The sequence below is a fragment of the Halorubrum sp. ASP1 genome (genome assembly GCF_005435135.1).
Lineage (GTDB): Archaea > Halobacteriota > Halobacteria > Halobacteriales > Haloferacaceae > Halorubrum > Halorubrum tropicale.
Window position 1 is genome coordinate 19,559 of the sequence record NZ_SGUA01000001.1, and the last position, 25,665, is coordinate 45,223.

General features: G+C 70.1%; 23 protein-coding genes and 1 pseudogene. 15 read left to right on the forward strand and 9 right to left on the reverse strand.

The annotated features are described in order from the left end of the window. Positions 1-118 precede the first annotated feature (118 nt). Positions 119-1,165, forward strand: a complete 1,047-nt coding sequence (locus tag EXE48_RS00115; protein WP_137705598.1) for a WD40/YVTN/BNR-like repeat-containing protein — start codon at positions 119-121, stop codon at positions 1,163-1,165. A 40-nt stretch (positions 1,166-1,205) separates the two neighbouring features. Here the strand turns inward: EXE48_RS00115 and EXE48_RS00120 are convergent, their stop codons facing one another. After that, the gene (locus EXE48_RS00120) at positions 1,206-1,925 is read right to left on the reverse strand and encodes a queuosine precursor transporter (RefSeq protein ID WP_053771815.1); all 720 of its coding nucleotides are present in this window, start codon (positions 1,923-1,925) and stop codon (positions 1,206-1,208) included. Continuing rightward, complete coding sequence (locus EXE48_RS00125) at positions 1,918-2,133, reverse strand: ribbon-helix-helix domain-containing protein (RefSeq protein ID WP_053771814.1); 216 nt, start codon at positions 2,131-2,133, stop codon at positions 1,918-1,920. The genes EXE48_RS00120 and EXE48_RS00125 overlap by 8 nt, the downstream gene beginning before the upstream one ends. A 146-nt stretch (positions 2,134-2,279) precedes the next feature. On the opposite strand from EXE48_RS00125, the gene EXE48_RS00130 reads away from it, so the two are divergent. The 4 genes from EXE48_RS00130 (at position 2,280) to EXE48_RS00145 (ending at position 6,625) form a co-directional block, all read left to right on the forward strand. Next, the gene (locus tag EXE48_RS00130) at positions 2,280-2,861 is read left to right on the forward strand and encodes a biotin transporter BioY (RefSeq protein WP_053771813.1); all 582 of its coding nucleotides are present in this window, start codon (positions 2,280-2,282) and stop codon (positions 2,859-2,861) included. Positions 2,862-2,871: 10 nt separating this feature from the next. Beyond that, complete coding sequence (locus tag EXE48_RS00135) at positions 2,872-3,624, forward strand: energy-coupling factor ABC transporter ATP-binding protein (protein WP_137705597.1); 753 nt, start codon at positions 2,872-2,874, stop codon at positions 3,622-3,624. Continuing rightward, positions 3,621-4,334: an energy-coupling factor transporter transmembrane component T family protein gene (locus tag EXE48_RS00140; protein WP_053771812.1), complete on the forward strand. Its 714-nt coding sequence runs from the start codon at positions 3,621-3,623 to the stop codon at positions 4,332-4,334. Before EXE48_RS00135 ends, EXE48_RS00140 begins: the two co-directional genes overlap by 4 nt. Before the next feature lie 110 nt (positions 4,335-4,444). Continuing rightward, positions 4,445-6,625 (forward strand): (Fe-S)-binding protein, encoded by a 2,181-nt coding sequence (locus tag EXE48_RS00145; protein ID WP_137710531.1) that lies wholly within the window; start codon positions 4,445-4,447, stop codon positions 6,623-6,625. Between the two features lie 34 nt (positions 6,626-6,659). Here the strand turns inward: EXE48_RS00145 and EXE48_RS00150 are convergent, their stop codons facing one another. Beyond that, positions 6,660-6,956, reverse strand: a complete 297-nt coding sequence (locus EXE48_RS00150) for a DUF7853 family protein (protein WP_053771810.1) — start codon at positions 6,954-6,956, stop codon at positions 6,660-6,662. A 65-nt stretch (positions 6,957-7,021) separates the two neighbouring features. Here EXE48_RS00150 and EXE48_RS00155 point away from each other — a divergent pair. Beyond that, positions 7,022-7,282 (forward strand): annotated as a pseudogene (locus EXE48_RS00155) (phosphate signaling complex PhoU family protein); the annotation flags it as partial. 288 nt (positions 7,283-7,570) lie between these two features. Here EXE48_RS00155 and EXE48_RS00160 read toward each other — a convergent pair. Next, positions 7,571-9,832 (reverse strand): helix-hairpin-helix domain-containing protein, encoded by a 2,262-nt coding sequence (locus EXE48_RS00160; RefSeq protein WP_137710532.1) that lies wholly within the window; start codon positions 9,830-9,832, stop codon positions 7,571-7,573. 232 nt (positions 9,833-10,064) lie between these two features. On the opposite strand from EXE48_RS00160, the gene EXE48_RS00165 reads away from it, so the two are divergent. From EXE48_RS00165 to EXE48_RS00180, 4 genes are all read left to right on the forward strand, one after another. Then, positions 10,065-11,117, forward strand: coding sequence for a sodium:calcium antiporter (locus EXE48_RS00165; protein ID WP_053771808.1), 1,053 nt, complete (start codon positions 10,065-10,067; stop codon positions 11,115-11,117). Positions 11,118-11,207: 90 nt separating this feature from the next. Continuing rightward, the gene (locus tag EXE48_RS00170; RefSeq protein ID WP_053771807.1) at positions 11,208-11,627 is read left to right on the forward strand and encodes a cobalamin B12-binding domain-containing protein; all 420 of its coding nucleotides are present in this window, start codon (positions 11,208-11,210) and stop codon (positions 11,625-11,627) included. Then, the gene (meaB, locus tag EXE48_RS00175) at positions 11,628-12,794 is read left to right on the forward strand and encodes a methylmalonyl Co-A mutase-associated GTPase MeaB (RefSeq protein WP_137704711.1); all 1,167 of its coding nucleotides are present in this window, start codon (positions 11,628-11,630) and stop codon (positions 12,792-12,794) included. Between the two features lie 81 nt (positions 12,795-12,875). Next, a complete protein-coding gene (locus tag EXE48_RS00180; protein ID WP_053771805.1) occupies positions 12,876-13,826 on the forward strand; it encodes an alpha/beta fold hydrolase in 951 nt (316 codons plus the stop codon). Between the two features lie 21 nt (positions 13,827-13,847). Here the strand turns inward: EXE48_RS00180 and EXE48_RS00185 are convergent, their stop codons facing one another. Next, entirely contained in the window at positions 13,848-14,366 is a 519-nt protein-coding gene (locus EXE48_RS00185; protein WP_053771804.1) for a DUF4442 domain-containing protein, read from the reverse strand. A 201-nt stretch (positions 14,367-14,567) separates the two neighbouring features. Here EXE48_RS00185 and ncsA point away from each other — a divergent pair, with 201 nt between their 5' ends. After that, entirely contained in the window at positions 14,568-15,545 is a 978-nt protein-coding gene (gene ncsA, locus EXE48_RS00190; RefSeq protein ID WP_137710533.1) for a tRNA 2-thiolation protein NcsA, read from the forward strand. Between the two features lie 65 nt (positions 15,546-15,610). Here ncsA and ftsZ read toward each other — a convergent pair whose 3' ends face one another. The 3 genes from ftsZ to EXE48_RS00205 all read right to left on the reverse strand — a co-directional run bounded on the left by ftsZ (position 15,611) and on the right by EXE48_RS00205 (position 17,823). After that, positions 15,611-16,846, reverse strand: coding sequence for a cell division protein FtsZ (gene ftsZ, locus EXE48_RS00195; protein ID WP_053771802.1), 1,236 nt, complete (start codon positions 16,844-16,846; stop codon positions 15,611-15,613). Between the two features lie 4 nt (positions 16,847-16,850). Then, on the reverse strand, positions 16,851-17,030 hold the full coding sequence (cdrS, locus tag EXE48_RS00200; protein WP_006111915.1) for a transcriptional regulator CdrS: 180 nt from the start codon (positions 17,028-17,030) through the stop codon (positions 16,851-16,853). A 214-nt stretch (positions 17,031-17,244) separates the two neighbouring features. Continuing rightward, a complete protein-coding gene (locus EXE48_RS00205) occupies positions 17,245-17,823 on the reverse strand; it encodes a double zinc ribbon domain-containing protein (RefSeq protein WP_121600941.1) in 579 nt (192 codons plus the stop codon). 178 nt (positions 17,824-18,001) lie between these two features. On the opposite strand from EXE48_RS00205, the gene EXE48_RS00210 reads away from it, so the two are divergent. From EXE48_RS00210 to EXE48_RS00225, 4 genes are all read left to right on the forward strand, one after another. Next, entirely contained in the window at positions 18,002-18,451 is a 450-nt protein-coding gene (locus EXE48_RS00210) for a DUF7518 family protein (RefSeq protein WP_053771800.1), read from the forward strand. Positions 18,452-18,469: 18 nt separating this feature from the next. Further along, positions 18,470-22,054, forward strand: a complete 3,585-nt coding sequence (gene smc / locus EXE48_RS00215) for a chromosome segregation protein SMC (protein WP_137710534.1) — start codon at positions 18,470-18,472, stop codon at positions 22,052-22,054. Beyond that, positions 22,047-23,051 (forward strand): segregation and condensation protein A, encoded by a 1,005-nt coding sequence (locus EXE48_RS00220; protein WP_137704716.1) that lies wholly within the window; start codon positions 22,047-22,049, stop codon positions 23,049-23,051. The genes smc and EXE48_RS00220 overlap by 8 nt, the downstream gene beginning before the upstream one ends. A 91-nt stretch (positions 23,052-23,142) precedes the next feature. Then, the gene (locus EXE48_RS00225) at positions 23,143-24,387 is read left to right on the forward strand and encodes a glycosyltransferase family 2 protein (RefSeq protein ID WP_137710535.1); all 1,245 of its coding nucleotides are present in this window, start codon (positions 23,143-23,145) and stop codon (positions 24,385-24,387) included. Between the two features lie 380 nt (positions 24,388-24,767). Here EXE48_RS00225 and mtnP read toward each other — a convergent pair whose 3' ends face one another. Next, positions 24,768-25,634, reverse strand: a complete 867-nt coding sequence (gene mtnP / locus EXE48_RS00230; protein ID WP_053771796.1) for an S-methyl-5'-thioadenosine phosphorylase — start codon at positions 25,632-25,634, stop codon at positions 24,768-24,770. Positions 25,635-25,665: the final 31 nt, after the last annotated feature.

Below are 25,665 nucleotides of genomic sequence, written 5' to 3' on the forward strand. Positions count from 1 at the left end.
TAAGTCTCTTGCGCTCGTCGAACCCCGGTTCCGCCCGCGTCCGGGGTCGACGCGCCGAAGCCTCGCCGCCGGGATGCGCCGGCGTACGCTTTTGGGCCTCCTGGCCGAACCCCGACCCATGCGGATCTACGCGGCCTACGACGACGGCCTCCGGATCGTCGACCCCGCGACCGGCGCGGTCGAGACGCGCCTCTCCGGCCAGCGCGTCGAGTGCCTCTCCGTCGCGCGCCGCGAGGCCGGGGCCGACGACCCCGGACGACCGCGCGTCCTCGCGGGGACGTTCGACGCGGGGCTGTTCCGCTCCGTCGACGGCGGCGAGCGGTTCGCCCGCGCGGCCGAGGCGACGCTCGGCCCCGAGGGGTCCGGTCCCGACGCGGTGACCGCGGTCGCGACGAGCCCGCACGACCCCGCGGTCGTGTGGATCGGGACGGAGCCCTCGCGGACGTACCGCTCCGCCGACGGCGGCGAGACGGCCGATCCGGTCGGCGGCCTGACTGACCTCCCCTCGGCGTCGGAGTGGTCGTTCCCGCCCCGGCCTGACACCCACCACGTGCGGTGGATCGAGCCCTGCCCGGCCGACCCCGAGCGGTGGCTCGTCGGCATCGAGGCGGGCGCGCTCGCCGTGACCGCGGACGGCGGCGCGACGTGGACCGACCGCCCGGCCGGCGCCCGGCGGGACACGCACGCGATGGCGACCCATCCGGACGCGCCCGCCCGCGTCTACGCCGCGGCCGGCGACGGCTTCGCCGAGAGCGACGACCGCGGCGACTCGTGGCGCGTCCCCGAGGCCGGCCTCGACCACGGGTACGCCTGGGGGCTCGCGGTCGACCCGGACGACCCCGACACCGCGCTGGTCAGCGCGGCCGCGGGCGCGACGGCCGCCCACCGCCGCGGCGAGAGCTACCTCTACCGCTACCGGCGCGGCGAGGAGGGAGGAGCGGCGGGCTCGGAGCGCGGTCCCGGCGCGTTCGAGCGCCTCGACGACCGCGGGTTCCCGACGGGCGCGGGCACCTACCGGGCGGTGCTGGCCGCCGGTCGGGCCGCGGGGGAGATATGGGCGCTCTCGAACCGCGGGCTCTTCGTCACCCGCGACGCGGGCGACTCCTTCGAGCAGGTGCCGGTCGACCTCCCGGACCGGGCGGCGCGGGCGCTCGCGGTCGGTTGACGGCCGCGAGAAGAAAGGGACCGGGAACCGAGCGACGCGGTCAGTCCCGGACCGCGCCGACGATCAGGTAGACGACCGGCGTGTCGAGGACCGCGATCCCGAGCTTCAGGATGTACTGGCCGAGGCCGAGCGCGAGCAGCGTCGGCGGGTCGAACACCGGTCCGACGCCGAGCAGGAGCGGCGCGGCGTAGAAGGCGACGCCGACGAAGATGACGGTGTCTATCGCCTGGCTCGACGCCGTCGACGCGAGGTTGCGGAGCCACAGCATGCGCTCGCCGGTGCGGTCGCGGATCGCGTGGAAGACGAACACGTCCCAGTTCTGGCTGACGACGTACGCCAGCAGGCTCCCGGCGACGATGTTCGCCGCGGGCCCGAGCGCGGTCTGGAAGGCGGCCGACACCTCGGGGTCGACCCCGGGCGCCGCGAGCGTCGACCACACGAGCGCCAACACGAGGAAGTTCGCGAGGAACGCGACGTTGACGACCACCTGCGTCGCCCGCCGCCCGTACAGCTCCGCGTAGCAGTCCGACGCCAGGAACGTGAGCGCGTACGCCAGCGCCGCGCCGGGCAGCAGGATCTCCGGCCCGACGACCGGTAACGCGACCGGGAGCGGCAGCGCCAGCACCTTCGCGGCCGTGAGCTGCGCGGTCGCGAGCGCGACGGTGAACAGCGTGATCAGCCCGACCGCCGCGACCGCCGACCGGTCGAGGGGGTCGGTCCGGAACGGCCCGCTCCCGCCGGTCGCGGTCCGGCTACTCATCGGTCCCTCCGCTCGTCTCGGCCGCGGTCGACGTGCGGTCGCCGTCGAGTCGGTCGTGGCGGGCGTCGATCTCGTCGAGCAGGTCGAGGTTCTTGCGGATCGACGCGCGCACCGCGTCGCTGCGGTTCACGAACTTCCCGTCGTCCCCGACGTGCTCGTCGAGGTCGGCGAGCAGCTCCGCCGGGATCTCGACGCTTATCTTGGGCATACTCGTCTCGTGGACGCCGGCCGGGGATGAACGTTATTATCCGAAGATTATCCGGGGGCTCTCACGGTAGTCGGACTCGGGGGCGAGCGGGCGGCGCCGAACTCGTAAACCGCTACGTTGAAGTAGGTTTACGAGTCCGTTCAGCCATGGCAACGAACACGGAGTCCGTCGACCTCGTCGGCGACGAGGCGGCGACGAACCTCGCGCGCGCCGCGCTGTTCGCGGCGCTCGTCGGCGCGTTCGCGTACGTATCGTTCCCGTTCCCGGTGTCGCCCGCGCCCGTCACGCTCCAGGTGCTCGGCGTGTTCCTCGCCGGGATCTTCCTCGGCCCCGTCTGGGGCGCCGCCGCCCTGGTCCTCTACCTCGCGGCCGGGGCGCTCGGCGCGCCGGTGTTCTCCGGCGGCGCGGCGGGCTTCGGCGAGCTCGTGGGCGCGACCGGCGGCTACCTCTGGTCGTACCCGCTCGCGGCGGGGCTCGTGGGGGCGATCGCGCACCGCGGCGCCGCTCTCCGCGACCTCGACGCCGTCTCCGCCCCGCTCCTCGTGGCCGCCATGACCGCGGGGACGGTCGTCGTCTACGCGATGGGGGTCGCCGGCCTCTACCTGACGCTCGACCTCACCCTCGCCGAGTCCGTGATCCAGGGCGCCGTGGTCTTCCTCCCGGCGGAGGGCGCGAAGATGGCCGCGGCGATCGGCATCGTCCGGTCGGACGCGATCGCGGCGCGGTGAGGGGCCCGCCGTGATCGAGGTCCGGGAGGTCACCTGTCGGTACGGCGGCTCCGGTGACGAGGGCGGCGTCACGGCAGTCGACGACGTCTCACTCTCGGTCCCCGACGGCCAGTTCCTGATCGTCGCGGGCGCGAACGGCTCCGGGAAGACGACGCTGGTCCGGACGTTCAACGGGCTCGTCGACCCCGACGCCGGCCGCGTGGCGGTCAACGGGACCCCGGTCGAGACCGACCTCGTCGCGGCCCGGACCGCGGTCGGGATGGTGTTTCAGGACCCCCGCGACCAGTTCGTCGCGGCGACCGTCGGCGCCGACGTGGCCTTCGGGCCGGAGAACCTCGGCCTCTCGCACGCGGAGATAGACCGCCGCGTCGAGGCCGCGCTCGACGCCGTCAACATGGCCGGCCGCGAGACCGACCGGATCGCGTCGCTGTCAGGCGGCGAGCGCGAGCGGGTCGCGATCGCCGGCGCGCTGGCGATGGAGCCCGACCACCTCGTCTTGGACGAGCCGTTCACCGGCCTCGACGAGCCGGCGCGGCGCTCGGTCGTCGAGCGGCTCCGCGCGCTCCGCCGCGAGGGGACCGGGGTCGTCGTCGTCACCCACGACCTCCGGGACGTGTTCGGCGTCGCCGACCGCGTGGTCGGCCTGGCGGACGGCCGCGTCGCGATCGACGCGCCGCCGGCCGAGGCGGCCGCGGCGCTCCCCGGGCTCGACGTGCGCGTCCCCGAGGCCGACCCCGCCGAGCCCCGCCCGAGCGACGGATGACGCTGTCGTACGTCCCCGGCGACTCGGTCGGCCACCGCCTCGACCCGCGCTCGAAGCTGCTCGTGCAGGTCGCCTTCGCGGCGGCGGCGTACGCGCACACCACGCCGCGCGGGCTCGCCGTCCTCACCCCCCTCGCCGCCGCCTGCCTCCTCGCGGCCGACGGCGGCGCCCGCGACCTCTGGGCGTACCGGGTCGCGCTGCCGTTCCTCCTCGTCGCGCCGCTCGTCGCCGGCGCGACCCTCGGCGCGCCGTGGTTTCGGGTCGAGCGCGCGGCCGGCACGGCGCTCGCGAGCTACCGCGTCCTCCTCATCCTGGTCGTCGCGGCCGCGTACGTCCGGTCGACGCCGGTCCGGGAGTCCCGCGCGGCGGTTCAGCGGACGATTCCGGGGCGCCCGGGCGTCTTCCTCGGCGCGGGCGTCGCACTCGTCTTCCGGTTCCTGCCGCTCCTGCGGCGCGACCTGTTCGCGGCGCGCGACGCCATGCGGGCGCGCCTCGGCGACGAGCGCCCCGTCCGCGACCGGATGCGGATCGTCGCCGTCGCGGGGATCGACCGCGCGCTCTCCCGGGCCGACCGGCTCGGGACGGCGCTCGTCGCCCGCTGTTTCGCGTGGAACCCGACCCTCCCGCGGCTGGCGTTCCGCCGCGTCGACGCCCCGGCGCTGGCGCTCGCCGGGTGCCTGCTCGCGGCCGCGGTCCTCCGGGTCGCGTGAGGCGGCAGGGCACCGGCGGCGCGTCGCCGAGCGCTCGAAACCGGGGAACGCCGAGCGACGGCCGCCCGGTTGTGGCAAGTTTTAACCTCACGGTATCCCGGTGATCGATCATGACTCCCCTACAGGCGGCCACCCGAGAGACCTTCTGGACGATCGGTCCGGTGGGGAAGGCGGCGTTCTACTGGCTCGCCGCCGTCGCGGTCCTCGTCTTTCTGTACGGCGTGTACGCGCGGTTCGCGGCGTACGCGCGCGGTAGCGCCGACCCGCGGGACCGGCTGTCGGACCTGCCCGGCCGGGTCGCCGCCGCGACGAAGACCGTCCTCGCGAACGAGAACCAGTTCGACGGGGACCTGTACACCGGCGTGATGCACACGTTCGTGCTGTGGGGGTTCCTCGTCTTACTCGTCGCGACGACGATCCTCGGCATCGACATCGACCTCTACCGCCCGCTCACCGGCGAGTCGTTCTGGGTCGGCGACTTCTACCTCGCATACCAGTTCGCCGTCGACGCGTTCGGCCTGCTGTTCGTCGTCGGCGTCGGCATGGCCGCGTACCGCCGCTACCGGCAGCGCGAGGGCCGGCTGTGGGGCAAACACACCTCCCTCGAAGACGACGCGTTCGTCTGGACGCTGCTCCTCCTCGGCGTCGGCGGCTTCCTCGTCGAGGGCGTGAGCATGGTCGGCCAGCCGCAGCGGGCGACCGAGACCGTGAGCTTCGTCGGGATGGCGCTCGCGACCGGGCTGGAGGCGGCCGGGCTCACGGCCGCGGGCGCGGAGGCGATATACGGCGCCCTCTGGTGGAGCCACTCGCTGCTCGCGTTCGCGTTCGTCGCGTGGATCCCCTACGCGAAGCCGTTCCACATGATCTCCTCGTTCGCGAACGTCGTCGCCCGCGACGAGAAGGCGGGCGCGCGGCTCCCGAACGTCCCCGCGGACCTCGATCACACCAACGCCGAGTCGTTAGAGGACTTCACGTGGAAGGAGCTGCTCGACGGCGACGCCTGTACCAAGTGCGGGCGGTGTACAGACGCCTGCCCCGCCGACACCGTCGGGCGGAACCTCGACCCGCGGAACGTCATCCTCGACCTGAAGTCGTACCGCGAGTCGGTGAGCGACGACCCGGTGGCCGGGCGCGGGGACGGGCCGGTGGCGACCGACGGCGGGACCGCCGCCTCTGACGGGGGGACCGTCCCCATCGTCGCCGACGAGGGCGGCGTCATCGACGCCGAGTCGATGGAGTCGTGTATGTCCTGTATGGCGTGTATGGACGCCTGCCCCGTCGACATCGAACACCTCACCTCCTTCACGAAGATGAACCGCCAGCTCGTCGACGAGGGGGCAGTCGACTCGAACCTTCAGAGCGTGTTTCAAGACGTCATGCAGAAAGGGAACACCTTCGGCGAGTCGCAGTCGGCCCGCGGCGACTGGACCGACGACCTCGACGACGCCGTCGACGTGCCCGACGCCCGCGAGACCGAGGTCGAGTACCTCTGGTACGTCGGCGACTACCCGAGCTTCGACGACCGGAACAAGAAGGTCGCCCGCGCGCTCGCGCGTCTCTTCGACGAGGCCGACGTGTCGTTCGGCATCCTGTTCGACGACGAGAAGACGGACGGCAACGACATCCGGCGGATCGGCGAGGAGTTCCTCTACCTCGAACTCGCCGGTCACCACGTCGAGACGTTTGCTGACTGCGAGTTCGAGAACATCGTCTGTACCGACCCGCACTCGTACAACACCATCAAAAACGAGTATCCCGAGGTCGACTTCGCGGAGTTCGCGGACGACCCGATGATGCCGTTCGACCGCGAGGAGCCGTGGAACGCGGACGGCGCGGTCGACGTGTTCCACTGGACGCAGGTGGTCGAGGAGTTAGTCGCGGACGGTCGGCTCGACCTCGCCGGCGACGAGTTAGACTACACCGTCACCTATCACGACCCCTGCCACCTCGGCCGGTACAACGACGAGTACGAGGCGCCTCGGGAACTCATCAGGGCGACCGGCGCCGACCTCTACGAGATGCCCCGCTCGCGGGACGACTCGTTCTGCTGTGGCGGCGGCGGCGGCGGCCTCTGGACCGAACACGACGAGGAAGTCAAGCCGAGCGAGGAGCGCCTCCGGGAGGCGGTCGAGGACACCGACGCGGGGGCGGCGATAGAGAAGTTCGTCGTCGCCTGCCCGATGTGTACGACGATGTTCGAGGACGGGCGGAAGACGGGGAACTTCGAGGACGACGTGGAGATCGTCGACATCGCGGAGCTGCTGATCGAGGCGGTGGAGGCCGGCTCGTAGCGGTCGGGGACTCGTTTTTCGGGACCATTCGACCCTACGCGTGCGGCGACCGCGGGTCGGCGGCGTCGTCGGTGCGCCGCAGCAGCGCCCGCGCGGGGGCGCGGTCGCGAACCGGGGCGTCGCCGAGGTAGTCGACGAGCGCGTCCCTGAGCAGGGCGATCCCCTCGTCGTCGAGCGCCGCGCCGCGCTCTATCGACTCGATCGAACGGCGGTACGGCCTGTCGTCGTCGGTGGCCGCGGTCGCGGCGTCGATCAGCGCGGCGTGAGCTACCCACGCCTCCTCCCGGGAGGTCGTCGGCGCCGGCGGCCCGTCGGTGGTGGGAGGGCTCATTCGTCCGGCTTCTCCCGGTACGGGGACTTAAAACTACGTCCCGATCGGCGCCCGTCGTCGACGCCGTGGTCGCGATTGGCGAGGCCGTCTACGACCGGCTCGACGACGACGGCGAGGCCGCCGTCTCCGGCGACGAGGCGCTCGCCCGCTCGGTTATCGAGACCGACCACGAGATCGACGAGACGTACCTGGCCCTGGACGACGAGTGTACCGAGCTCTTAGCGCTCCAGCAGCCGGTGGCCGGCGACCTCCGGCTCGTCGCCGCCTCGGTCAAGATCATCACCGACCTCGAAAGCGCGGCCGACCTCGCGACGAACGTCGCGGCGCGGACGCTGTACACGATCGAGAACGACGGCGAGCTGATCTACTGAACGAAGCGCTCGCGGCTCGCCCCGTCGCGGGCGGTTCCCGGCCTCGTGACCCGTGACGAGACCGAACGCCGCGCGGTGACGGTCTTCGACGAGCGGTTCCGTGAGGGCGACGGCGGACGACGGGCGAGTGGGAGGGGACTCTCCGGATCGAGGGGCGCCCACCGATCGAAAAATCGCCCGGTCGCCGGCCGGATTCGACGGCCGGCCGGGCGTTCGGGGCGGCGTCCGGCGTCTCGGAGAGCGCTACGCGTCCGTGATGCTGATCAGCCGGGTGAAGTGCGAGTCGATGTAGTCGGTGTCGTACTCCCAGTTCGTCGACGGTCCCCTTCCGCCGCCGGCGGGGTTGAACGCGCGGCTGACGCCGCGGAGTCGGATCCGGTACGCGCCCTGTTGGTAGCCGGCCGGCACTTCGAACACGACCGTCTGTCTGTGGCTCCGGTCGCCGACCGACTCGTGCCAGTACGAGTAGCGGTTCGACCGGCCGCTAGACGAGGGCTGAACCAGCGTCGGATTCCGTCCGCAGCCGTGCGCCGACGCCTCCACGCTCCGGAAGTGTTTCCCCCACGCCCTGAACGTCACCCTGATACCGATGTCCTCACCCGACGGGCGTTCGATCCGCGGGCACGACTCGGTGATTTCGTTGTCCCACTCCTCGGGCGGCTCCGACGTCGGTCCCCAGACGATACCGCCGATGTCGAGGTTCGGCGCCCGGTTGTCGACCGTGATCGTCGAGGACGGCGACGTCACCGACAGGGGATCCATGTCCGAGTCACCGAGTTGGAGTCGCACCTCGTAGCTCCCGTCCCGGTAGCCGCGGGTGTTCCAGTTCAACACCCAGTACGGGAACAGAAGCGGGTTGTCGTTGAGATTCTCGCCGTAGTAGGACTCTAAGTACGGCACGTCGAGGATCGGATACCAGCCGTCGGTCGCGCTGGGCTGGACGTGAACCGGGTCGCGGCCGATCGCCGGCACGTGCCACTCGTGGCCGGTGAAGGGCCGCTCGGGGCCGCCCTCGTAGGAGTACAGCACGCGGTAGTACGACGCCTCCTCGAAGCGGTGACAGCCGTGCAGCTGTAGCGTGCCGGCGAACGGCGCGGTGCCGTCGGGGCGGGTCGACGAGCCGGGCGGTTTGGGCCGGTTGATCCGCCGAGCGTACCCGGTGGCGTCGTCGTAGATCGGGCTTCGGGTCGGCAGCAGGCCGATAGACTCGATCGAGGGCGTCTCGCACTCGACGTTCTCGGGGGTGAGCCCGTCGCAGGTCGGAATCGAGTTCGCGGCGTCGTCCGCCACGAGGTCGACGTCCAGGGACTGCTCCTCGTTCCAGCGGACGTCGAAGAACCCCTCCGAGTAGATCGTCTCCTGCGTCCCGTCCCCGTCGAAGTCCTGCGTGACGCGGAAGGTGATATCGGGGACGTCGACGAAGGTCCGCCACTCGGGCACGAACACGTCGCGGCACCGGAGGAAGGGGCCGACGAGCCGGTCGGGGTCAACCGCGGCGATAACCTCGGGGTCGACCGGGAGTTCGTCGCCGAGCCGTTCGAGCCGCTCCTCGGGGTCCGGACGCAGGAAGCCTTCCGGCAGCGGCGGCTCGGGCGGCTCGGGGAACGCCGGCCGGTCGAGGAGCGTCGCCGCCTCGGGCTCGAGGTCACCGAAGTCGCCGCGCTCGGTGCCCGCGCCCAGCCGCAGCGCGACGTCCTCGCCGACCAGCTCGGCGGTGCGCTCGAAGACGCCCGGGTCGAACAGCCGCCCGAACCCGGGGTCGGGACGCGGTTCCGGCCGCGGCTCCGGCGGGTTCACCGGGTCCGGGAACTCCTCGGGTCGTTCCAGCACGTCCCGGATCCGGGGCCGGACGATCTCGGGGAGGCAGACGCGCTCCCGGCGGAAGTCGAGAACGCGATCGATGTCCCACAGCGGGACGTAGACGCAGAACTCCCCGCACTCGTTGGTCGTCGTCGTCGCGACCGTCTCCCGCGTACAGTCGAACGGGAAGAACCAGCCGTAGCCGAGGTCAGACGGGAACCGAGAGAGGAACGAGCAGTCGGTGTCCTCGACGTGGACGGTCGCGTTCGGAACGGGGTGGTACTCGCCCGTCGCCGAGTCGTGGGTGACGACGCGCCCGCAGACCTGCCGGAAGCCGAGCAGCTCGGGGTCCATCGCGAACTCCAGCTGGGCGCGGACGTCGAGCGCCGTCGCCCCGACCAAGTCCGACGGGGGGTCGTCGGTCAGCGTTCGAATGTGCGCCAGTTGCCGCTCGGTCACTCGCCAGTCGTCCGGCGTGACGACGTTGGGCTGTTTCACCGGGACGACGTCGTCGGCGTCCCGATTGAGCATCGCTTTGATGTCGCGAGCGAGGATGTCGTCGAACATCGCGACGTCCCGGAGGTCGGCTTCCGTCGCCGCCTCCAGGTCGTCGAGCGTCTCGTAGCCAGCAACGCGGAGCGCCTTCGCTCGCTTGGGGCCTATTCCGGGGATCTGCTCCAGTTCGGATGGGTCGTTCGTGGACATTGCTGGCACCCTTGGTCCTGTATCCGACAGGACAATTTAGTAATATATTTTAATAATATATATTTTTAACCCAAAATTTGACTTACAACATACCGAGCGTTCGAAGTTGTGACGGCCGGACTGCCGGGACCGCACCGCAGCGATCGGCCGGCGCGGCGGGAACGGCCGATCGGCTCCGGACGCGATACCGGACTCCGGAAGCACTAATCCCCTCCGCGCACACCGTCACACCGTGACGTTACTCGGGGAGCTCATCGGCGACCAGTCGCTGTTCGTCTGGGTCCCGATCGGTCTCGTCGGGTTCCTGCTGACCTGGAAGGGCGCGAACGTCGTCGAGTCGACGACCTCGAAGATCAGCGACCACTACGGCGTCTCGCAGGCGATCCAGGGCGGGCTGATCGTCGCGGCCGCGACCTCGTTCCCCGAGCTCGCGATCATCGTCATCTCGGTGCTGGTCCTCGGCGAGTTCGGCGTCGGCGCCGGGGCGCTCATCGGGACGGCGGTGTTCAACATCTTGGTCATCCCGGCCGCCGTCGCGGTCACGAGCGGCGACACGACGACGACGCAGGGGATCGTCTACCGCGACGCCATCTTCTACATGGTCGCCGTCCTCGCGCTCTTCGGCGTGATCGCCTTGGGCGTCCTCGGCACCGACGGACGGGAACTCGCCCGGATCACCCCGCAGATGGGCGTCGGACTGTTAGTGTTGTACGGCGTGTACGTGATCCTGCTCGTCGGGGGCAAGAGCGGCGCGTCGGACATGGAGCGGACCGAGTCGACGAACGTTCCGAAGCAGCTCGGCCTGTTCGCGGCCGGGCTTGCCGTCGTGCTCGTCGGCGTCGAGTCGATGATCGGGATGACGCTCGAAGTCTCCGACGCGCTCGACGCGCCCCCGTTCCTGATGTCCGTCACCGTGCTGTCGGTGATGAGTTCGTTCCCCGACCTCCTCGTCGGCGTGAAGATGGGGCAGGCCGGCGACAAGCGCGCCGCGGTCGCCAACGTCTTCGGGACGAACACGTTCAACCTCGTCGCCGCGCTGCCGATCGGCGTCGTCCTCGCCGGCGGCGTCTCGATCGGGTTCCTCACGTCCGTCCCGCTCATGCTGTTCCTGTTTTACACCACCCTCGTCGTCGTGGTGATGGCCGCGACGGACTTCGAGATCACCACCGAGGAGGGGTACGTGTTCCTCGCGATGTACCTGATCTTCCTCGCGTGGATGACGACCGAGGCGGTCGGCGTCACCACGCTCCTGACCGAGTCGACGCTCCGGACGATCGTCGGGTGACCGGTCGGTGACTCGACCGGGGCCACCTCGGCGCCGGAACCTTCCCAATCGTCCGTTAGAATCAAACCTGCACGCGACCGAGTGTGGGACATGAGCGCCGAACAGCAGGAACGCGCGGTGCGGTGTCTGGTCGCGAAGGTCGGGCTCGACGGTCACGACCGGGGCGCACACGTCATCGCCCGGGCGTTCCGCGACGCCGGCTTCGAGGTCGTCTACTCCGGGCTCCACCGGGCGCCGGAGGACATCGTCCAGGCGGCGGTCCAGGAGGACGTCGACGTCCTCGGGATCTCGATCCTCTCCGGCGCGCACAACACGCTGGTCCCGAAGGTGATCGAGGGACTGAAGGAGTACGACGCGTTCGACGACACCCTCGTCCTCGTCGGCGGGATCATCCCGGACGAGGACGAGGACGACCTGAAGGAACTGGGCGTCGCCGAGGTGTTCGGACCCGGGACCCCGATGGAGGAGACGATCGAGTTCATCCGGAGCAACGTCCCGGAGCGCGCGTAGATGGCCGGGCCGGACGCACCGGCGTTCGCGGACGCGCCGTCGCTCACCGACGCGGACGCCGCGCTCGTCGAGGACCTCCTCTCAGGGAGCCACCGCGCGCTCGCCCGGGTCATCACCAAGATCGAGAACCGAACGCCCGGGTACCGGGCGATCGTCTCCGCGCTCCACGAGCACACCGGCGGGGCGGACGTGATCGGGGTCACCGGCTCGCCGGGCGCCGGGAAGTCGACCCTCGTCGACAAGCTGGCGGCCGCCTACCGCGACCGCGGCGACACGGTCGGCGTGATCGCGGTCGACCCCTCCTCGCCGTACACCGGCGGGGCCGTCCTCGGCGACCGGATCCGGATGGGGTCGAACGTCGGCGACATGGACGTGTTCTTCCGCTCGATGAGCGCCCGCGGCCAGCTCGGCGGCCTCTCGACCGCGACCGCGGACGCCGTGAAGGCGCTCGACGCCTTCGGGAAGGACGTGGTCGTCTTAGAGACCGTCGGCGCCGGGCAGAACGAGGTCGACGTGGTCCGGACCGGGGACACGGTCGCCGTCCTGGTCCAGCCCGGCTCCGGCGACGACGTCCAGACGCTGAAGGCCGGCATCTTAGAGATCGGCGACGTGTTCGTCGTGAACAAGGCCGACATGGACGGCGCCCAGCGGACCGTCGCCGAGCTGGAGGAGATGGTCCACCGCCGCGAGGGGACGACGACGGCCCGCGACGCCGGCCACCACGGCGCGGCCTCGATGGCCTCGACCGGCGGCGCCGCGGGACAGCGCGACGGCGCCCGGTCGGGCGGTTCCGGGAGCGACGAGCCCGACGCGGACGACTCGGGGGGCGACGAGTCGTGGACGCCGGACGTGTTAGAGACCGTCGCGAACACCGGCGAGGGGGTCGAGGCGCTGATCGAGGCGTTCGACGCGCACGCGGCGTACCTCCGCGAGTCCGGCGAGATCGAGACGACCGAGCGCCGGCGGTACGCCGCGGAGATCCGCACGCTCGTGCGGGCGGACGTGGGAGGGCTCGCGACCGCCGAGATCGAGCGGCACGGCGGGATCGACCGCCTCGCGGAGCGGGTCCGCGACCGCGAGACCGACCCGTACGCGGTCGCGGAGGCGATCGTCGGACCGATCGCCGACTGCGTCGAGGAGGCGGCCGACCGGGACCGCGACGACTGACTGCGACGCCCCGCCGTCGCGGCCGCGGTCCGCCGGGCCGCGTCCCACGAGTATAAGTCGCCAGCGAACCAACAGTATTCCATGAAGCTCAGGAACCTCCTCGGCAGCGCCGTCCTCGGCGTCGGCGCGCTCGCCGCGCTCAACACCGGCCTCCGCTACGAGGGCGAGCTAGAGTCCCCGCTCGACGGCGACGACGGCGTCTTCCGCTGGCGCGGGATGGACGTCGCGTACACCGAGGCGGGCGACCCGGACGACCCGGACCTCGTCCTGCTCCACGGGATCAACGCCGCCGGCTCATCCGGCGAGTGGCGCGCGGTGTTCGGCGACCTCGCCGCCGACTACCACGTTATCGCGCCCGACTTCCCCGGGTACGGCCGGTCCGACCGGCCGCCGCTCCGCTACTCCGCGGCGCTGTACGAGGACTTCGTCCACGACTTCCTCGCCGCGTTCGACGAGCCCGCGGTGGTCGCCTCCTCGCTGTCGGCCGCGTACGCGGTCGCGGCGACCGACGGCGACGGCGAGGACGGCGTCGAGCTGCGCGGCTTCGTCGCCGTCTGTCCGACGGCGACCGCGGGCCCGAGCCCGGCGAAGGGGTGGCTCCGCGAACTGCTCCGCGCCCCCCTCGTCGGACGGGCGCTGTTCAACGCCATCACGGCGAAGCCGTCGATCCGCTACTTCAACGCCGACCACGGCTACGACGACCCCGCGAACCCGAGCGCCGAGTGGACCGACTACGAGTGGCGGACCACCCACGTCGAGAACGCCCGGTTCGCGCCCGCGTCGTTCGTCTCGGGGACGCTCAACAGCGAGGTCGACCTCGCGGCCGCGCTCGCCGACCTCGACGTGCCGCCGACGATCGTCTGGGGGCGCGAGGCGACGGTCAGCCCGCTCACCGAGGGCCGTGAGCTCGCCGACGCGGCCGACGCCCGCCTCGTCGTCTTCGACCGCGCGCGGCTGCTCCCGCACGTCGAACACCCGGACCGGTTCGTCGAGACGGTCGAGGAAGCGCTCGTCGCCGGCGCGACGGCGTAGCCCGGCGACGGTCCCGGTCGGCTACTCGTCGCGGCGCACGTACAGCGTCTTCTCGCAGGCCGCGTGGACCTCTCCCCCCTCGTCGACGAGCGAGACGAGGTACTCGCGGTCGGTCGACTCGCCCGGCCCGAGCGCCTCGCGGATCGCCGCCGTCTCCCGGGTGGAGAGGTCGAACTCCGCGTACAGCGTGTCGCGGCCGGGCTCGATGAACTCCAGCGCGGCCGACTTGTCCCAGACCGTGAAGCGGTCGCCGAGGACTCGCCGCAGCATCATCATGTACACCGGGTCGATCGCGCCGTAGATGCTGCCGCCGAAGACCGTCCCGACCGCGTTCCGGGTGCGCCAGTTGAGCGGGACGCGGATCCGGACGTAGCGCCAGTCGGCAGCGATGTGGTCCACGCGGGCGCCCGTCCCCCGGTACGCGGGCATGAGGTTGAACCCGAGGCGCCAGAGCCGCGTCCGACGGCTCTCCGCCGGGGGGTCCTCGCGTAAGGGTCGCGGGTCGGGGTCGCGGTCGACGCCGGTCGGGGAATCGCTCACGGCGATCCGCGACGGGCCGGCGACAAACCGGTGTCGGAACGGGCGACAACGCGCCCGGGGTTGTCGACGTTTACCGCTCGTTTACGCGGGTCTCATCGCGCGTGCCCGCGAGCGCTCGCCCTCGGTCCGTCCCGGTTCCGCGGCCCTCCTCGCGTAGGCGGCCCGAAACGGGTATCCCCGCGCGAGCGCAACCGGACACCGATGGAGTGCGACAAGTGCGGAGCCGACGCGATCCACCACGCCGCCTACTCCGGGGCGCACCTCTGCGGCGAGCACCTCCGGCTGTCGGTCGAGAAGCGCGTGAAGCGTCGGGTCCGCGAGGACGGTCTCCTCGACCCGGACGCGACGCCCGACGACCCCGACCGCTGGGTGATCGGCCTCTCCGGCGGGAAAGACAGCGTCGCCCTGACCCAGATCCTCGACGACGTGTTCGGGAAGGACCCCCGCGTGGAGATGCTCGCCCTGACGATCCACGAGGGCATCGAGGGGTACCGCGACGCGAGCGTCGACGCCTGCGTCGAATTGGCCGACGACCTCTCGATGCGCCACGAGCTGGTGTCGTACGAGGAGGAGTTCGACGTGCGGATGGACGACGTGGTCGAGGACGACCCGGAGAACATGGCGGCCTGCGCGTACTGCGGCGTGTTCCGCCGCGACCTCCTCGAAACGTACGCCGCCGAGTTCGACGCCGACAAGCTGCTCACCGGTCACAACCTCGACGACGAGGCGCAGACGGCGATGATGAACTTCCTCGAGGGCGACGTGCGACAGGTCGCGAAGCACTTCGACGCCTCGCTCGGCCCCTTCGACGAGCGCGCCGAGACCGACGCCTTCGTCCCGCGCGCCAAGCCCCTCCGCGACGTGCCGGAGAAGGAGGTCGCCCTGTACTGCCACGTCCGCGACCTCCCGACCCACATGGCCGAGTGCCCCCACGCCGAGGAGGCGTACCGCGGCGAGATCCAGTCGACGATCCACGCGTTAGAGGAGAACCACCCCGGCGCGCGCCACTCGATCATGGCCGGCTACGAGGAGCTGTCCGCGCTCGCGGCCGACGCCTACCGCGACGGGGACGGCGACGGCGAGAACCCCGACCTCGGCGAGTGCGAGCGCTGCGGCTCGCAGACGAGCCGCGGCGTCTGTCGGAAGTGCCGGCTGCTGGAGTCGCTCGAAGCGGTCTGACCGGACGCCTCTTCGCCGAACCGAGTCAAAAAAAGCGGTTAGCCGTCTGTCCTCCGGGGTGCGGCTCAGCGGATGACGTCGAGGCCGTTGTTCTTCTCGATGGGGTCGCTGCCGCCGTCGGACTCCCACGCGCCGCGGTCGGTGCCGCCGGAGACCGCCGCTTCGCCCCTGTCGCCCGCGGCGCTCGGGCTTCCGTTCGCCTCGGCGGCGCGCGAGCGCGAGTCGCCGAGTTCCTCGCCGTTGACGGCCGCGCGGGACTTGTCCGCCTGCTTCTGAGTGGAGGGACCGAGAACCTGCGCGCTCTGGACGCCCGTCATGATCGCCATGACGCGCACCTTGCCCTTGTACTCCTCCTGGATGCGGGCGCCCCAGATCACGTTGGCGCTCGCCTCCAGCCGCTCGGTGATGTTGTTCGCGATCCCCTCGGCCTCCTTCAGCGTGAGGTCGGGGCCGCCCGTGATGTGGACGAGCCCGCCCGAGGCGCCGCGGTAGTCGACGTCCAAGAGCGGGTGGTTCATCGCGTCGTTGACCACCTCTTGGGTCTTGTTCTTGTCCTGCGTCTCGCCGACGAGCATGACCGCCACGCCGCCCTGGTTCATGATCGTCGACATGTCCGCGTAGTCGAGGTTGATGAGGCTCGGCTGGGTGATCGTCTCCGAGATCCCCTTCACCGTCTCCGCGATGATCTGGTCCATCACGGAGAACGCCTTCCCGATCGGCAGGTTCGGAACGTAGTCGAGCAGGCGGTTGTTGTCGAGGACGATGATCGAGTCGGCCTCGTTGCGGAGGTCTTCGAGGCCCTCCTCGGCCTTCACCGTGCGGGCGCGCTCGACATTGAACGGCGTCGAGACCATCCCGACGACGATGGCGCCCTGCTCTTTGGCGATCTTCGAGACCACCGGCGCCGCGCCGGTGCCCGTGCCGCCGCCCATGCCGGCGGTGACGAAGACGAGGTCCGCGTCGCCGAGCACCTCTTTGATCGTGCCCTGGGCCATCTCGGTGGCGCGCTCGCCCATCTTGGGGTCGCCGCCGGCGCCGAGCCCCTGCGTGAGCGACTTGCCCACGAGGATCTTGGTGTCGGCCTCGATCATCTTGAGGTGCTGTTTGTCCGTGTTGATGGCGACGGTGTCGGCGCCGTCGACGCCGATGTTGTACAGTCGGTTGACCGTGTTGTTCCCGGCGCCGCCGGCACCGACGATGACGATTCGGGGGTCACCGAACTCGTCGTCGTCCATGTCGACGTCCATGTCGCGCTTCTCCGCTTCCGCGTTGTCGAGGGCGTCCTGAACGAGATCTTGCATCAGTCTACACCTTCGCCCAGCTGCGGTTGCGGCCGCGCTCGTCGCGCTCGCCGTCCTGTTCGTTCAACATGTCGCGGACGGCCGACCGGATCGCCTCGCTCCGGTTCGGGAACTCGCCCGTCTCCACCATCTGTTCGACCTCGTCGATCTGCTGTTTCGGGATTCGTAGTGTCACACGCTCCATTGTTATTCCCCCGGTAAGACGGCGACCACGCGACGCGTGTGTCTTACAGCGCGAGACCGCCCGAAACCGGGGTATCACCCCGACCGGACGGACACTGTAAGACGACCGTCTTACGCAACTCGTATCTCCGAGGCTACCATTATAAAACTATCGGAGGTTGTAAGACAATCTGCCGGTGAACAGGCCTCAGCGTATGCGCGAGGTCTTACGCCGGCTACTGATCGTTCAACACGTCCGCCGCCGGCGTCCGACGCCCGCACCCGGGGCAGAACGCCCAGTCGGTCCGGAGTTCGTCGCCGCACTCGCAGAAGGCCCTGTGCGACTGCTTTTCGCCGCAGTTCGGGCAGTACACGTGTTCGGACGGGACGATATCTCCGCAGCCGCCGCAGGCGTTCTCGCGCGTCTTCGCGCCCGGGTCCGTCTTACGCGCCGCCGGCTCCGCGTCGCCGGCCGTCTCACGGGTTACACGCACGTCGTCGTCCCGGTCGTCGGACTCGGTCCCCGGCGCGTCGAGGGTGACGTTTACGTTGATGTCGCCCGGCGTTCCGGCCGCGTACGCCGGTGCCGCGGCACCGTCGAGCGCGGCGTCGAGCCGCTCCGCGATCAGGTCGTCGACGCGGTCCGCGAGGGCGTCGTCGACGCTCCCGGCCGACGCGTCCGACGCGTCGGGCTCGTCTCCCGTCCCGTCGAGGTGGGTCCGGAGCGCCTCCCGCATCACCTCGCTCTTGGAGGCGTCACACGCTTCCAGCCGGTCGACGAGGTCGTCGTCCGCCCGGAAGGTGATCTTGCTCATACCGAACGTGTATCCTCGGTCAGTACAAGTATCTTCCCCCGGCGTCTGACACGTTTCACGGCGTCGAAACGTTCGCCGCTCGCCGGCCGAATCGAGCGACCGCCCGCCGAATCGTGTGGTTTGGTCACACGTGTGTCTGACGCAGATTTATACGCGTCGCGCGAGCATGCGTGTGTATATGAGTAACCGCGTCGAGGACCTCGAACGGCAGGTCGCGGAGCTACAGGCGGCGGTCAACGGGCTCACCGAGGAGCTCGTCGAGATGAAAGAGCGCGTCCGACAGCTGGAAGACGAGCGGTCGGTCGCGGTCGAGGCCGACGCCGCGGGCGCGGCGGCCGGCTCCGAGGCGAGCGCGGCCGGCGACGCGACGGACGACGAGCCCGCTGCCGACGACGCCGGGCGGGCCGGGGCCGGCGGCGAGCGGACGACGCACTCCGACGACCACGTCGACGTCTTCGAGTCCGTCGAGGAGTCGTCCGACGGCGCGGACGAGGCGGCCCCCGCCGACGCGGCCGAGGGAGACGACGTCATCGTCCCCGAGCAGTCGGCGACGACCCCCGACGCCGAGGAGAGCGCCGAGGACGACGAGGGCGAGTCGAGCGAAGGCGACGACATCATCGTCGCGTAAGCGGTCGCCTCCGACCCCATGCACATCACTGAAGTCGTTCTGGACGGGTTCAAGAGCTTCGGGCGTACGACGCGGATCCCCTTCTACGAGGACTTCACCGTCGTCACCGGGCCGAACGGCTCCGGGAAGTCGAACATCATCGACGGCGTGCTGTTCGCGCTCGGCCTCGCCCGCACCCGCGGGATCCGCGCCAAGAAGCTCACCGACCTCATCTACAACCCCGGCCACGACGACGGCGAGGCCGCGGACGGCCCGAACGAGGCCTCCGTCACGGTCGTGCTCTCCAACGAGGACGGCACCCTCGACCGCTCGCAGGTCGTCTCCGCGGCCGGCACGGAGAACGTCGGCGACGTCTCCGAGATCACGATCAAGCGCCGCGTGAAGGAGACCGAGGACAACTACTACTCGTACTACTACCTCAACGGGCGGTCGGTGAACCTCTCGGACGTCCAGGACCTGCTCGCGAGTGCGGGCGTGACGCCGGAGGGGTACAACGTGGTGATGCAGGGCGACGTCACCGAGATCATCAACATGACTCCCTACCAGCGGCGGGGGATCGTCGACGAGATCGCGGGCGTCGCGGAGTTCGACGAGAAGAAGGAGGCCGCCTACGAGGAGCTGGACACGGTCGAGGACCGGATCGGCGAGGCGGACCTCCGCATCGGCGAGAAGCAGGACCGGCTCGACCAGCTCGCCGACGAGCGCGAGACCGCCCTCCAGTACCAGGAGCTCCGCGACGAGTTAGCGGAGTACCGCGGGTTCCGGAAGGCCTCGGAGCTCGAAGAGAAGCGCGAGGCGCTCGCGGACGTGGAGGGCGACATCGACGCGGCGGAGGCCGACCTCGCCGAGCTCCGCGAGGAGCTCGACGCCAGGCAGGGGAAGCTCACCCGCCTCGAAGAGGACCTCGCGGACCTCAACCACGAGATCGAGACGAAGGGCGAGGAGGAACAGATCGAGATCCGCTCGGAGATCGAAGAGATCAAAGGCGAGGTCTCGCGGCTGGAAGACCGGATCGAGTCGGCCGAGTCGCGCGCGGAGTCGGCGGAGAACGACCGCCGGCAGGCGTTCGTCCAGATCGACCGGAAAGAGGAGAAGATCGAGGAGCTCGACGCGGAGATCCGCGAAACGAAGGTGGAGAAGGCGTCGGTGAAGTCGGAGCTGGCGACGAAGCGGTCCGAGCTCGCGGACGTCGAGGCCGAGATCGAGGGCGCCGACACGGAGTTCGACGAGCTGAAGGCCGAGCTGGCGGAGAAGAAGGAGGCGGTCGAGTCGCTCCGCGAGGAGAAAAACGAGACGCAACGCGAGAAGGACCGGCTGCTCGACGAGGCGCGCCGCCGCTCGAACGCGGTGAGCGAGGCCCGCGAGGAGCTGGAGGACGCCCGCGAGTCGATCCCGGAGCACAAGGCGCGGATCTCCGAGCTGAAAGGCGAGCTCGACAAGGCCGAGAAGAACGAGGCGACCATCGAGGACGCGGTCGCGGACCTGTTCGCCGAGAAGGCCGAGACGGAGGAGCGACTGGGGGAGATCGAAGACACCCTCCGGGAGAAGCAGAACGAGTACGCCAAGCTGGAGGCGGCCGCCGACGAGCGCGGCGACGCCTCCTGGCCGCGGGCGGTCACCGAGGTGAAGAACGGCGGCATCGACGGCGTCCACGGCGCGGTCGGCGAGCTCGGCTCGGTCGCGGCCGAGTACGCCGAGGCCTGCGAGACCGCCGCCGGCGGGCGGCTGGCGAACGTCGTCGTCGACGACGACGGCGTCGGCTCGACCTGTATCGACTACCTGAAACGGCGCAACGCGGGCCGGGCGACGTTCCTCCCGATCACGAAGATGGACGACCGGAGCCTCCCGCGGAAGCCGTCGGTGCCGGGCGTCGTCGACTTCGCGCGGAACCTCGTCGACTACGACGCGGAGTACGAGTCGATCTTCTCGTACGTGCTCGGCTCGACGCTCGTCGTCGAGGACATGGCGACCGCCCGCGACCTGATGGGCGACTACCGGATGGTCACCCTCGACGGCGACCTCGTCGAGAAGTCGGGGGCGATGACGGGCGGCTCCGGCGGCGGCTCCCGCTACTCGTTCACGAAGTCCGGCGGCGGCAAACTGGAGCGGCTCGCGACGGAGATATCCGAGCTCGAAGACGAGCGGCAGTCGGTCCAGTCGGAGATCGACGCGCTTGACGACGACATCGCGGACGCGCGCGACCGGAAGGCCGACGCGGCCGAGCGCGTCCGGTCGCTGGAGGCCGACGTCGAGCGCGCCGAGGACGACCTCGCCGAGGCGGAAGCCCGGATCGAGGAGTTGGAGGACGAACTCGAGGAGTTGGAGGCGGAACGCGAGTCCGTCGACGAGCAGATGACGGCGTTAGACGAGGAGCTCGCGGAGACGGACGCGGCGATCGACGATCTCGAAGCCGAGATCGACGACATCGAGACCGAGCTCGCCGACTCGAAGATCCCGGAGCTCTCCGAGCGCGCCGACGAGATCCGCGCGGAGATCGATGAGCTCGAAGACCGGATGGACTCGCTCGACGGGCGGATCAACGAGCTGGAGTTGGAGAAGGGGTACGCCGAGGACGCCTTGGACGACCTCCACGACGACGTCGAGGAGGCGCAGAACGCGAAGGCGGAGGCCGAGGAGGCGATCGCCGACCACGAGGCCGCCATCGAGGAGAAGGAGGCGGAGCTGGCCGAGAAGAAGGAGGCGATCGCCGACCTCGAAGCGGAGCTCACGGAGCTGAAAGAAGAGCGCGAGGAGCTCCGCGAGGAGATCCGCGAGGCGACCCGGAAGCGAGACGAGCAGCGCTCGCTCGTCTCCGAGGCGGAGTCGGACCTGTCGGACCTCACGGACCGCCGCGACCGCTTGGAGTGGGAGATCGACGAGCTGGAGTCGCAGGTCGGCGACTACGACGCCGACGAGATCCCCGACCTCAACGAGGTGGAGTCGCGGATCGAGGCGATCGAGAGGGAGATGGAGGCGTTAGAGCCCGTGAACATGCTCGCGATAGACGAGTACGACGAGGTCCAGGCGGCGCTCGACGAACTTCAGGAGCGCCGGGACGTGCTCGTCGAGGAGCGCGACGCCATCGAGGAGCGAATCGAGGGGTACGAGGCGGCCAAGAAGGAGACGTTCATGCAGACGTTCGAGTCGATCAACGACCACTTCCGGGACATCTTCGCGCGGCTCTCGGCCGGGACGGGCGAGCTCGTCTTGGAGAACCCCGAAGACCCCTTCGAGGAGGGGTTGACGATGAAGGCCCAGCCTGCGGACAAGCCGGTCCAGCGGCTCGACGCGATGAGCGGCGGCGAGAAGTCGCTGACCGCGCTCTCCTTCATCTTCGCCGTCCAGCGGCACAACCCCGCGCCGTTCTACGCGCTCGACGAGATCGACGCCTTCCTCGACGCGGTCAACGCCGAGCGCGTCGGCGAGATGATCGAGGAGCTGGCCGAGGACGCCCAGTTCGTCGTCGTCGGCCACCGCTCGGCGCTGTTGGAGCGCTCCGACCGCGCCATCGGCGTCACGATGCAGGGCGACAACCTCTCGGCGGTGACCGGGATGCAGTTCGGCGACGACGCGGACGAGGAGGAGGTGAGCGCGGATGACTGACGACGGCGTCCCCGACCTCGACCTGACGAGCGAGCGCGACGGCGCCGACCCGTTCGCCGACGACGCCCCAAGCGGCGACGGGACCGCGTCGGACGCCGGTTCCGAGTTCTCCGACAGTTCCGACTCGGCGGACCGACCCGCGTCGACGGCGGCCGACCCCGGGTCGGACGTGACCGACATCTCGCCCCCGGACGAGACCGACGAGGACGAGGTCGAGCCCGTCGAGCTGCTCGTCCAACTGGCCGAGGAGGGCGAGATCGAGCCGTGGGACATCGACATCGTCCGGGTGACGGACGCCTTTCTCGAGAAGCTCGACGAGACGGACCTCCGGACGACGGGGCGGGCGCTGTTCTACGCCAGCGTCCTGCTGCGCATGAAAAGCGACGGCATGCTGGCGGACGACGACGAGGACGAGGAGCCCGAGCCGGAGCCGTGGGAGGCCGCGATGGAGGGCGGCGCGCCCGACCCGGCCGCGGACGGGTTCGACCCGGTCGACAAGCTGGAAGCGGAGATCGACCGCCGGCTCGACCGCAAGAACACCCGGGGCTCGCCGGAGACGCTCGACGAGCTGGTCCGCGAGCTCCGCGAGGCCGAGCGCGGCTCCTGGTGGAAGGACTCCCGCGAGTACGACACCTCGGAGTCGCCGCACGGCCACGCCCGCGGCACGCAGACGCTCGACTACCACGCGGACGACGAGTTCCGACAGGACGGGGAGCCGACTGCCGGAGAGGCGACCGACCGCACCCACGACGAGGACATCGAGGAGGTCATCGTGGAGATCGACAACGCCCTCCGCACCCGCTTCGACCGCGGGCGCACGGAGGTGCTGTTCGCGGAGATCGAGACCGCCGGCGGCCGCCCGTTCATGACGTACCTCGCGCTGCTGTTCATGGCCCACCGCGGCTCGGTCCGGCTCCAGCAGGACGACCTGTTCGGCGACCTGTGGGTGAAGGACCCGGCGGCGATGACCGGCGAATCGGAAGCGATCGCGGACTAAGTTACCGGCGGACCGCTCGGTCTCACCGGTTCCGAGTCGCGAGAGATAGCGTTCCGACACGCTCTTGTCGATCTCGCGACACACACCGGTAGTGATCTCGTTCGCGACCGCGAACCCCGCGCTCGCTGCCGTCGTCGCGGCGCTGTGGATCGCGCTCCTGCTGTACGGCGCCTCGGCGCTCTGGTGGCTCTTCGAAGCGACGGTGCTCGCTCGCGGCGGTCGCGTCGACCCCGACGAGGTCGAGTGGGGGTACGACGACATCCAGGTCCGGATCCTGACGATCGACGCCGAGGAGGTGGTACAGGCGACCGTCAACGCGGTCCCGCAGGCGCTTGACGACGTGCGCGTGATCGCCGAGAAGCCGATCGACGTCGAGGGCGCGGACGTCCACGTGGTCCCCGAGGAGTTCGAGTGCGACGCGACGAACAAGGGGCGCGCCGTCGAGTGGGCCCGCCGGGTGGTGCCGTGCGATCGCGAGTACGTCCTCTACCTGGACGAGGACACGATCATGGCCGGCTTCGAGGGGCTACCGGACGCCGACGTGGTCCAGTTCACCGAGAAGCCATTGTACACCGGCTCACGGGTCGCGTACCTGAGCGAAATCTTCCGCGTCGGCTACCAGTACGAGCAGTTCGCGTTTCACAGGCTCCGCTACCCGCTGTACGCGTGGGGCGGCGGGGTCGCGGTTCGGCACTCGCTAGAGCAGTCGATCACGTGGGACGTCGCGACCATCACCGAGGACACGAACTCCATCTGGCGGGCCGCGGACCAGCTCGGCGTCTCCTTCGCCGTGCTCGACGTGCGCTTTCGGAACCAGGCGCCGCCGTCGCTGCGCGCGATGGCCAAGCAGCGCCGCCGGTGGATCTCGGGGACGCGCGCCGACGGCGGCCTGCTCCCACTCAGGTACCGACCGGTGTATTACACGCGGGTCATCGCGTGGTCGCTCTCCCCGCTGGTGCCGCTCCTCGTCTTCGCGTCGCTCGTCTTCCCCGGCACCGCGCCCGGCATGGAGTGGTACCGCACTGCGTCACTGGCGCTTTTCGGGATCCTGTTCGTCTACACGCTCGTCGGCGCGGCCGCGTACGACAAGCATCCCCTCACGTGGCCGATCTACCTCCTCTTGACGCCGCTCGCCTTCCTCACGCACTCGGCCGGCGCGCTGTGGGGACTCGTCTCGCCGGTGACGACGTTCGAGGTGACCGAGAAGGTGACGCCGGACGCGGTCGAGCGGGTTCACGAGTCGATGGAACCGGGGACGGTCACCGACCACGACGGCTCCGAACGACTGGTCCGAGAGTCCGACGAGGAGCTCACGTTCGACGTGTTCAACGACTGATACGTGGTTAGAGCGATTTTCGTCGATACGTAGTTGCCTCCGCAGAGAAAACGTCCAAAATCTCAGTTGCTCGTTTATAAATAGCCACTACTAGATCGACGGCCGACACCTCCAAAGTCCTAGCCGTGAGGCGGGCGTACGTTCGCTGCGCTCCTCACTCGGTCGCTGACTTCGTTCGCTCCCTCGCTACGGTGCTTGCGTCGCCTGCGCCCGCCTCACGGCTGGGGCTTTGAGTTCCACCCGGCCGCCCCGCACCGAAGCCTCGCGCATCCCCAGCCTCGTCAGTCGCCTCCGCTTCGCTCCGGCGACTGACTCCCTCGCACGCGCTCCTCACGCCCTTCGGGCGTTCGGAGGCGCGCGCCGCCGCACCGCAGATCCGTTTATAAGTACTCGCCCAGCAGCGGCTCCACGCGCTCCGTCGTCTCCTCCGGGATCGCCTCGGTCGGCGTGTTGACAGTGCCTTCGAGCGCGGTGTGCGCCTCGCACTCTAGGTCCTCGGGGAGCGTCCGCACCGCCTCCTCGACGGCGGCCTTGATCGCTTTCTGATTCTTCTCGGCGTTTTCGAGCACCTCTTCGAGCGTCACCTCGCTGTCCGCTTTCCAGACGTCGTAGTCGGTGACGCCGGCGATCGTCGCGTACGCGATCTCGGCCTCCCGGGCCAGCTTCGCCTCCGGGATCGCGGTCATGCCGACGAGGTCCCACCCCTGCGACTTGTAGAACTCCGACTCCGCGCGCGTCGAGTACTGCGGCCCCTCGATGCAGACGTAGGTGCCGCCCTTCACCACGCCGGTATCCTCGGGCGCGGCCGACTCCGCGGCCTCGGTGAGGTGGTCGACGAGCTCTGGACTGTACGGGTCCGCGAACGGCTGGTGGACGACGACGCCGTCGCCGTAGAAGGAGAGGTCCCGGTGTTTCGTCCGGTCGTAGATCTGGTCCGGGACGACGAGCGTCCCCGGCTCTAGCTCCTCTTTCAGGCTCCCGACCGCGTTGGACGCGAAGACGTGCGTGACGCCGGCCTGCTTCAGCGCGTACATGTTGGCGCGGTACGGGAGGTCGGTCGGCGAGACGCCGTGGTTCGAGCCGTGACGCGGGAGGAACGCGACCTCGCGGCCCGTGTCGCCGAACTCGCCGATCGTCACCGCGTCGCTCGGCTCGCCGTACGGCGTGTCGAACTCGACCTCGCGCACGTCGTCGAGCGGGAGCGCCTCGTAGATGCCGCTGCCGCCGATGAATCCGATGGTGCCCATACCCTGAGTGCGCCCGCTCGCTACTTATATG

Coding starts and splice junctions, on each gene's coding strand:
- EXE48_RS00115 (WP_137705598.1), top strand. CDS start 119: ATGCGGATCTACGCGGCCTACGACGACGGCCTCCGGATCGTCGACCCC.
- EXE48_RS00120 (WP_053771815.1), bottom strand. CDS start 1,925: ATGAGTAGCCGGACCGCGACCGGCGGGAGCGGGCCGTTCCGGACCGAC.
- EXE48_RS00125 (WP_053771814.1), bottom strand. CDS start 2,133: ATGCCCAAGATAAGCGTCGAGATCCCGGCGGAGCTGCTCGCCGACCTC.
- EXE48_RS00130 (WP_053771813.1), top strand. CDS start 2,280: ATGGCAACGAACACGGAGTCCGTCGACCTCGTCGGCGACGAGGCGGCG.
- EXE48_RS00140 (WP_053771812.1), top strand. CDS start 3,621: ATGACGCTGTCGTACGTCCCCGGCGACTCGGTCGGCCACCGCCTCGAC.
- EXE48_RS00145 (WP_137710531.1), top strand. CDS start 4,445: ATGACTCCCCTACAGGCGGCCACCCGAGAGACCTTCTGGACGATCGGT.
- EXE48_RS00150 (WP_053771810.1), bottom strand. CDS start 6,956: ATGAGCCCTCCCACCACCGACGGGCCGCCGGCGCCGACGACCTCCCGG.
- EXE48_RS00160 (WP_137710532.1), bottom strand. CDS start 9,832: ATGTCCACGAACGACCCATCCGAACTGGAGCAGATCCCCGGAATAGGC.
- EXE48_RS00170 (WP_053771807.1), top strand. CDS start 11,208: ATGAGCGCCGAACAGCAGGAACGCGCGGTGCGGTGTCTGGTCGCGAAG.
- meaB (WP_137704711.1), top strand. CDS start 11,628: ATGGCCGGGCCGGACGCACCGGCGTTCGCGGACGCGCCGTCGCTCACC.
- EXE48_RS00180 (WP_053771805.1), top strand. CDS start 12,876: ATGAAGCTCAGGAACCTCCTCGGCAGCGCCGTCCTCGGCGTCGGCGCG.
- ncsA (WP_137710533.1), top strand. CDS start 14,568: ATGGAGTGCGACAAGTGCGGAGCCGACGCGATCCACCACGCCGCCTAC.
- ftsZ (WP_053771802.1), bottom strand. CDS start 16,846: ATGCAAGATCTCGTTCAGGACGCCCTCGACAACGCGGAAGCGGAGAAG.
- cdrS (WP_006111915.1), bottom strand. CDS start 17,030: ATGGAGCGTGTGACACTACGAATCCCGAAACAGCAGATCGACGAGGTC.
- EXE48_RS00205 (WP_121600941.1), bottom strand. CDS start 17,823: ATGAGCAAGATCACCTTCCGGGCGGACGACGACCTCGTCGACCGGCTG.
- EXE48_RS00210 (WP_053771800.1), top strand. CDS start 18,002: ATGAGTAACCGCGTCGAGGACCTCGAACGGCAGGTCGCGGAGCTACAG.
- smc (WP_137710534.1), top strand. CDS start 18,470: ATGCACATCACTGAAGTCGTTCTGGACGGGTTCAAGAGCTTCGGGCGT.
- EXE48_RS00220 (WP_137704716.1), top strand. CDS start 22,047: ATGACTGACGACGGCGTCCCCGACCTCGACCTGACGAGCGAGCGCGAC.
- mtnP (WP_053771796.1), bottom strand. CDS start 25,634: ATGGGCACCATCGGATTCATCGGCGGCAGCGGCATCTACGAGGCGCTC.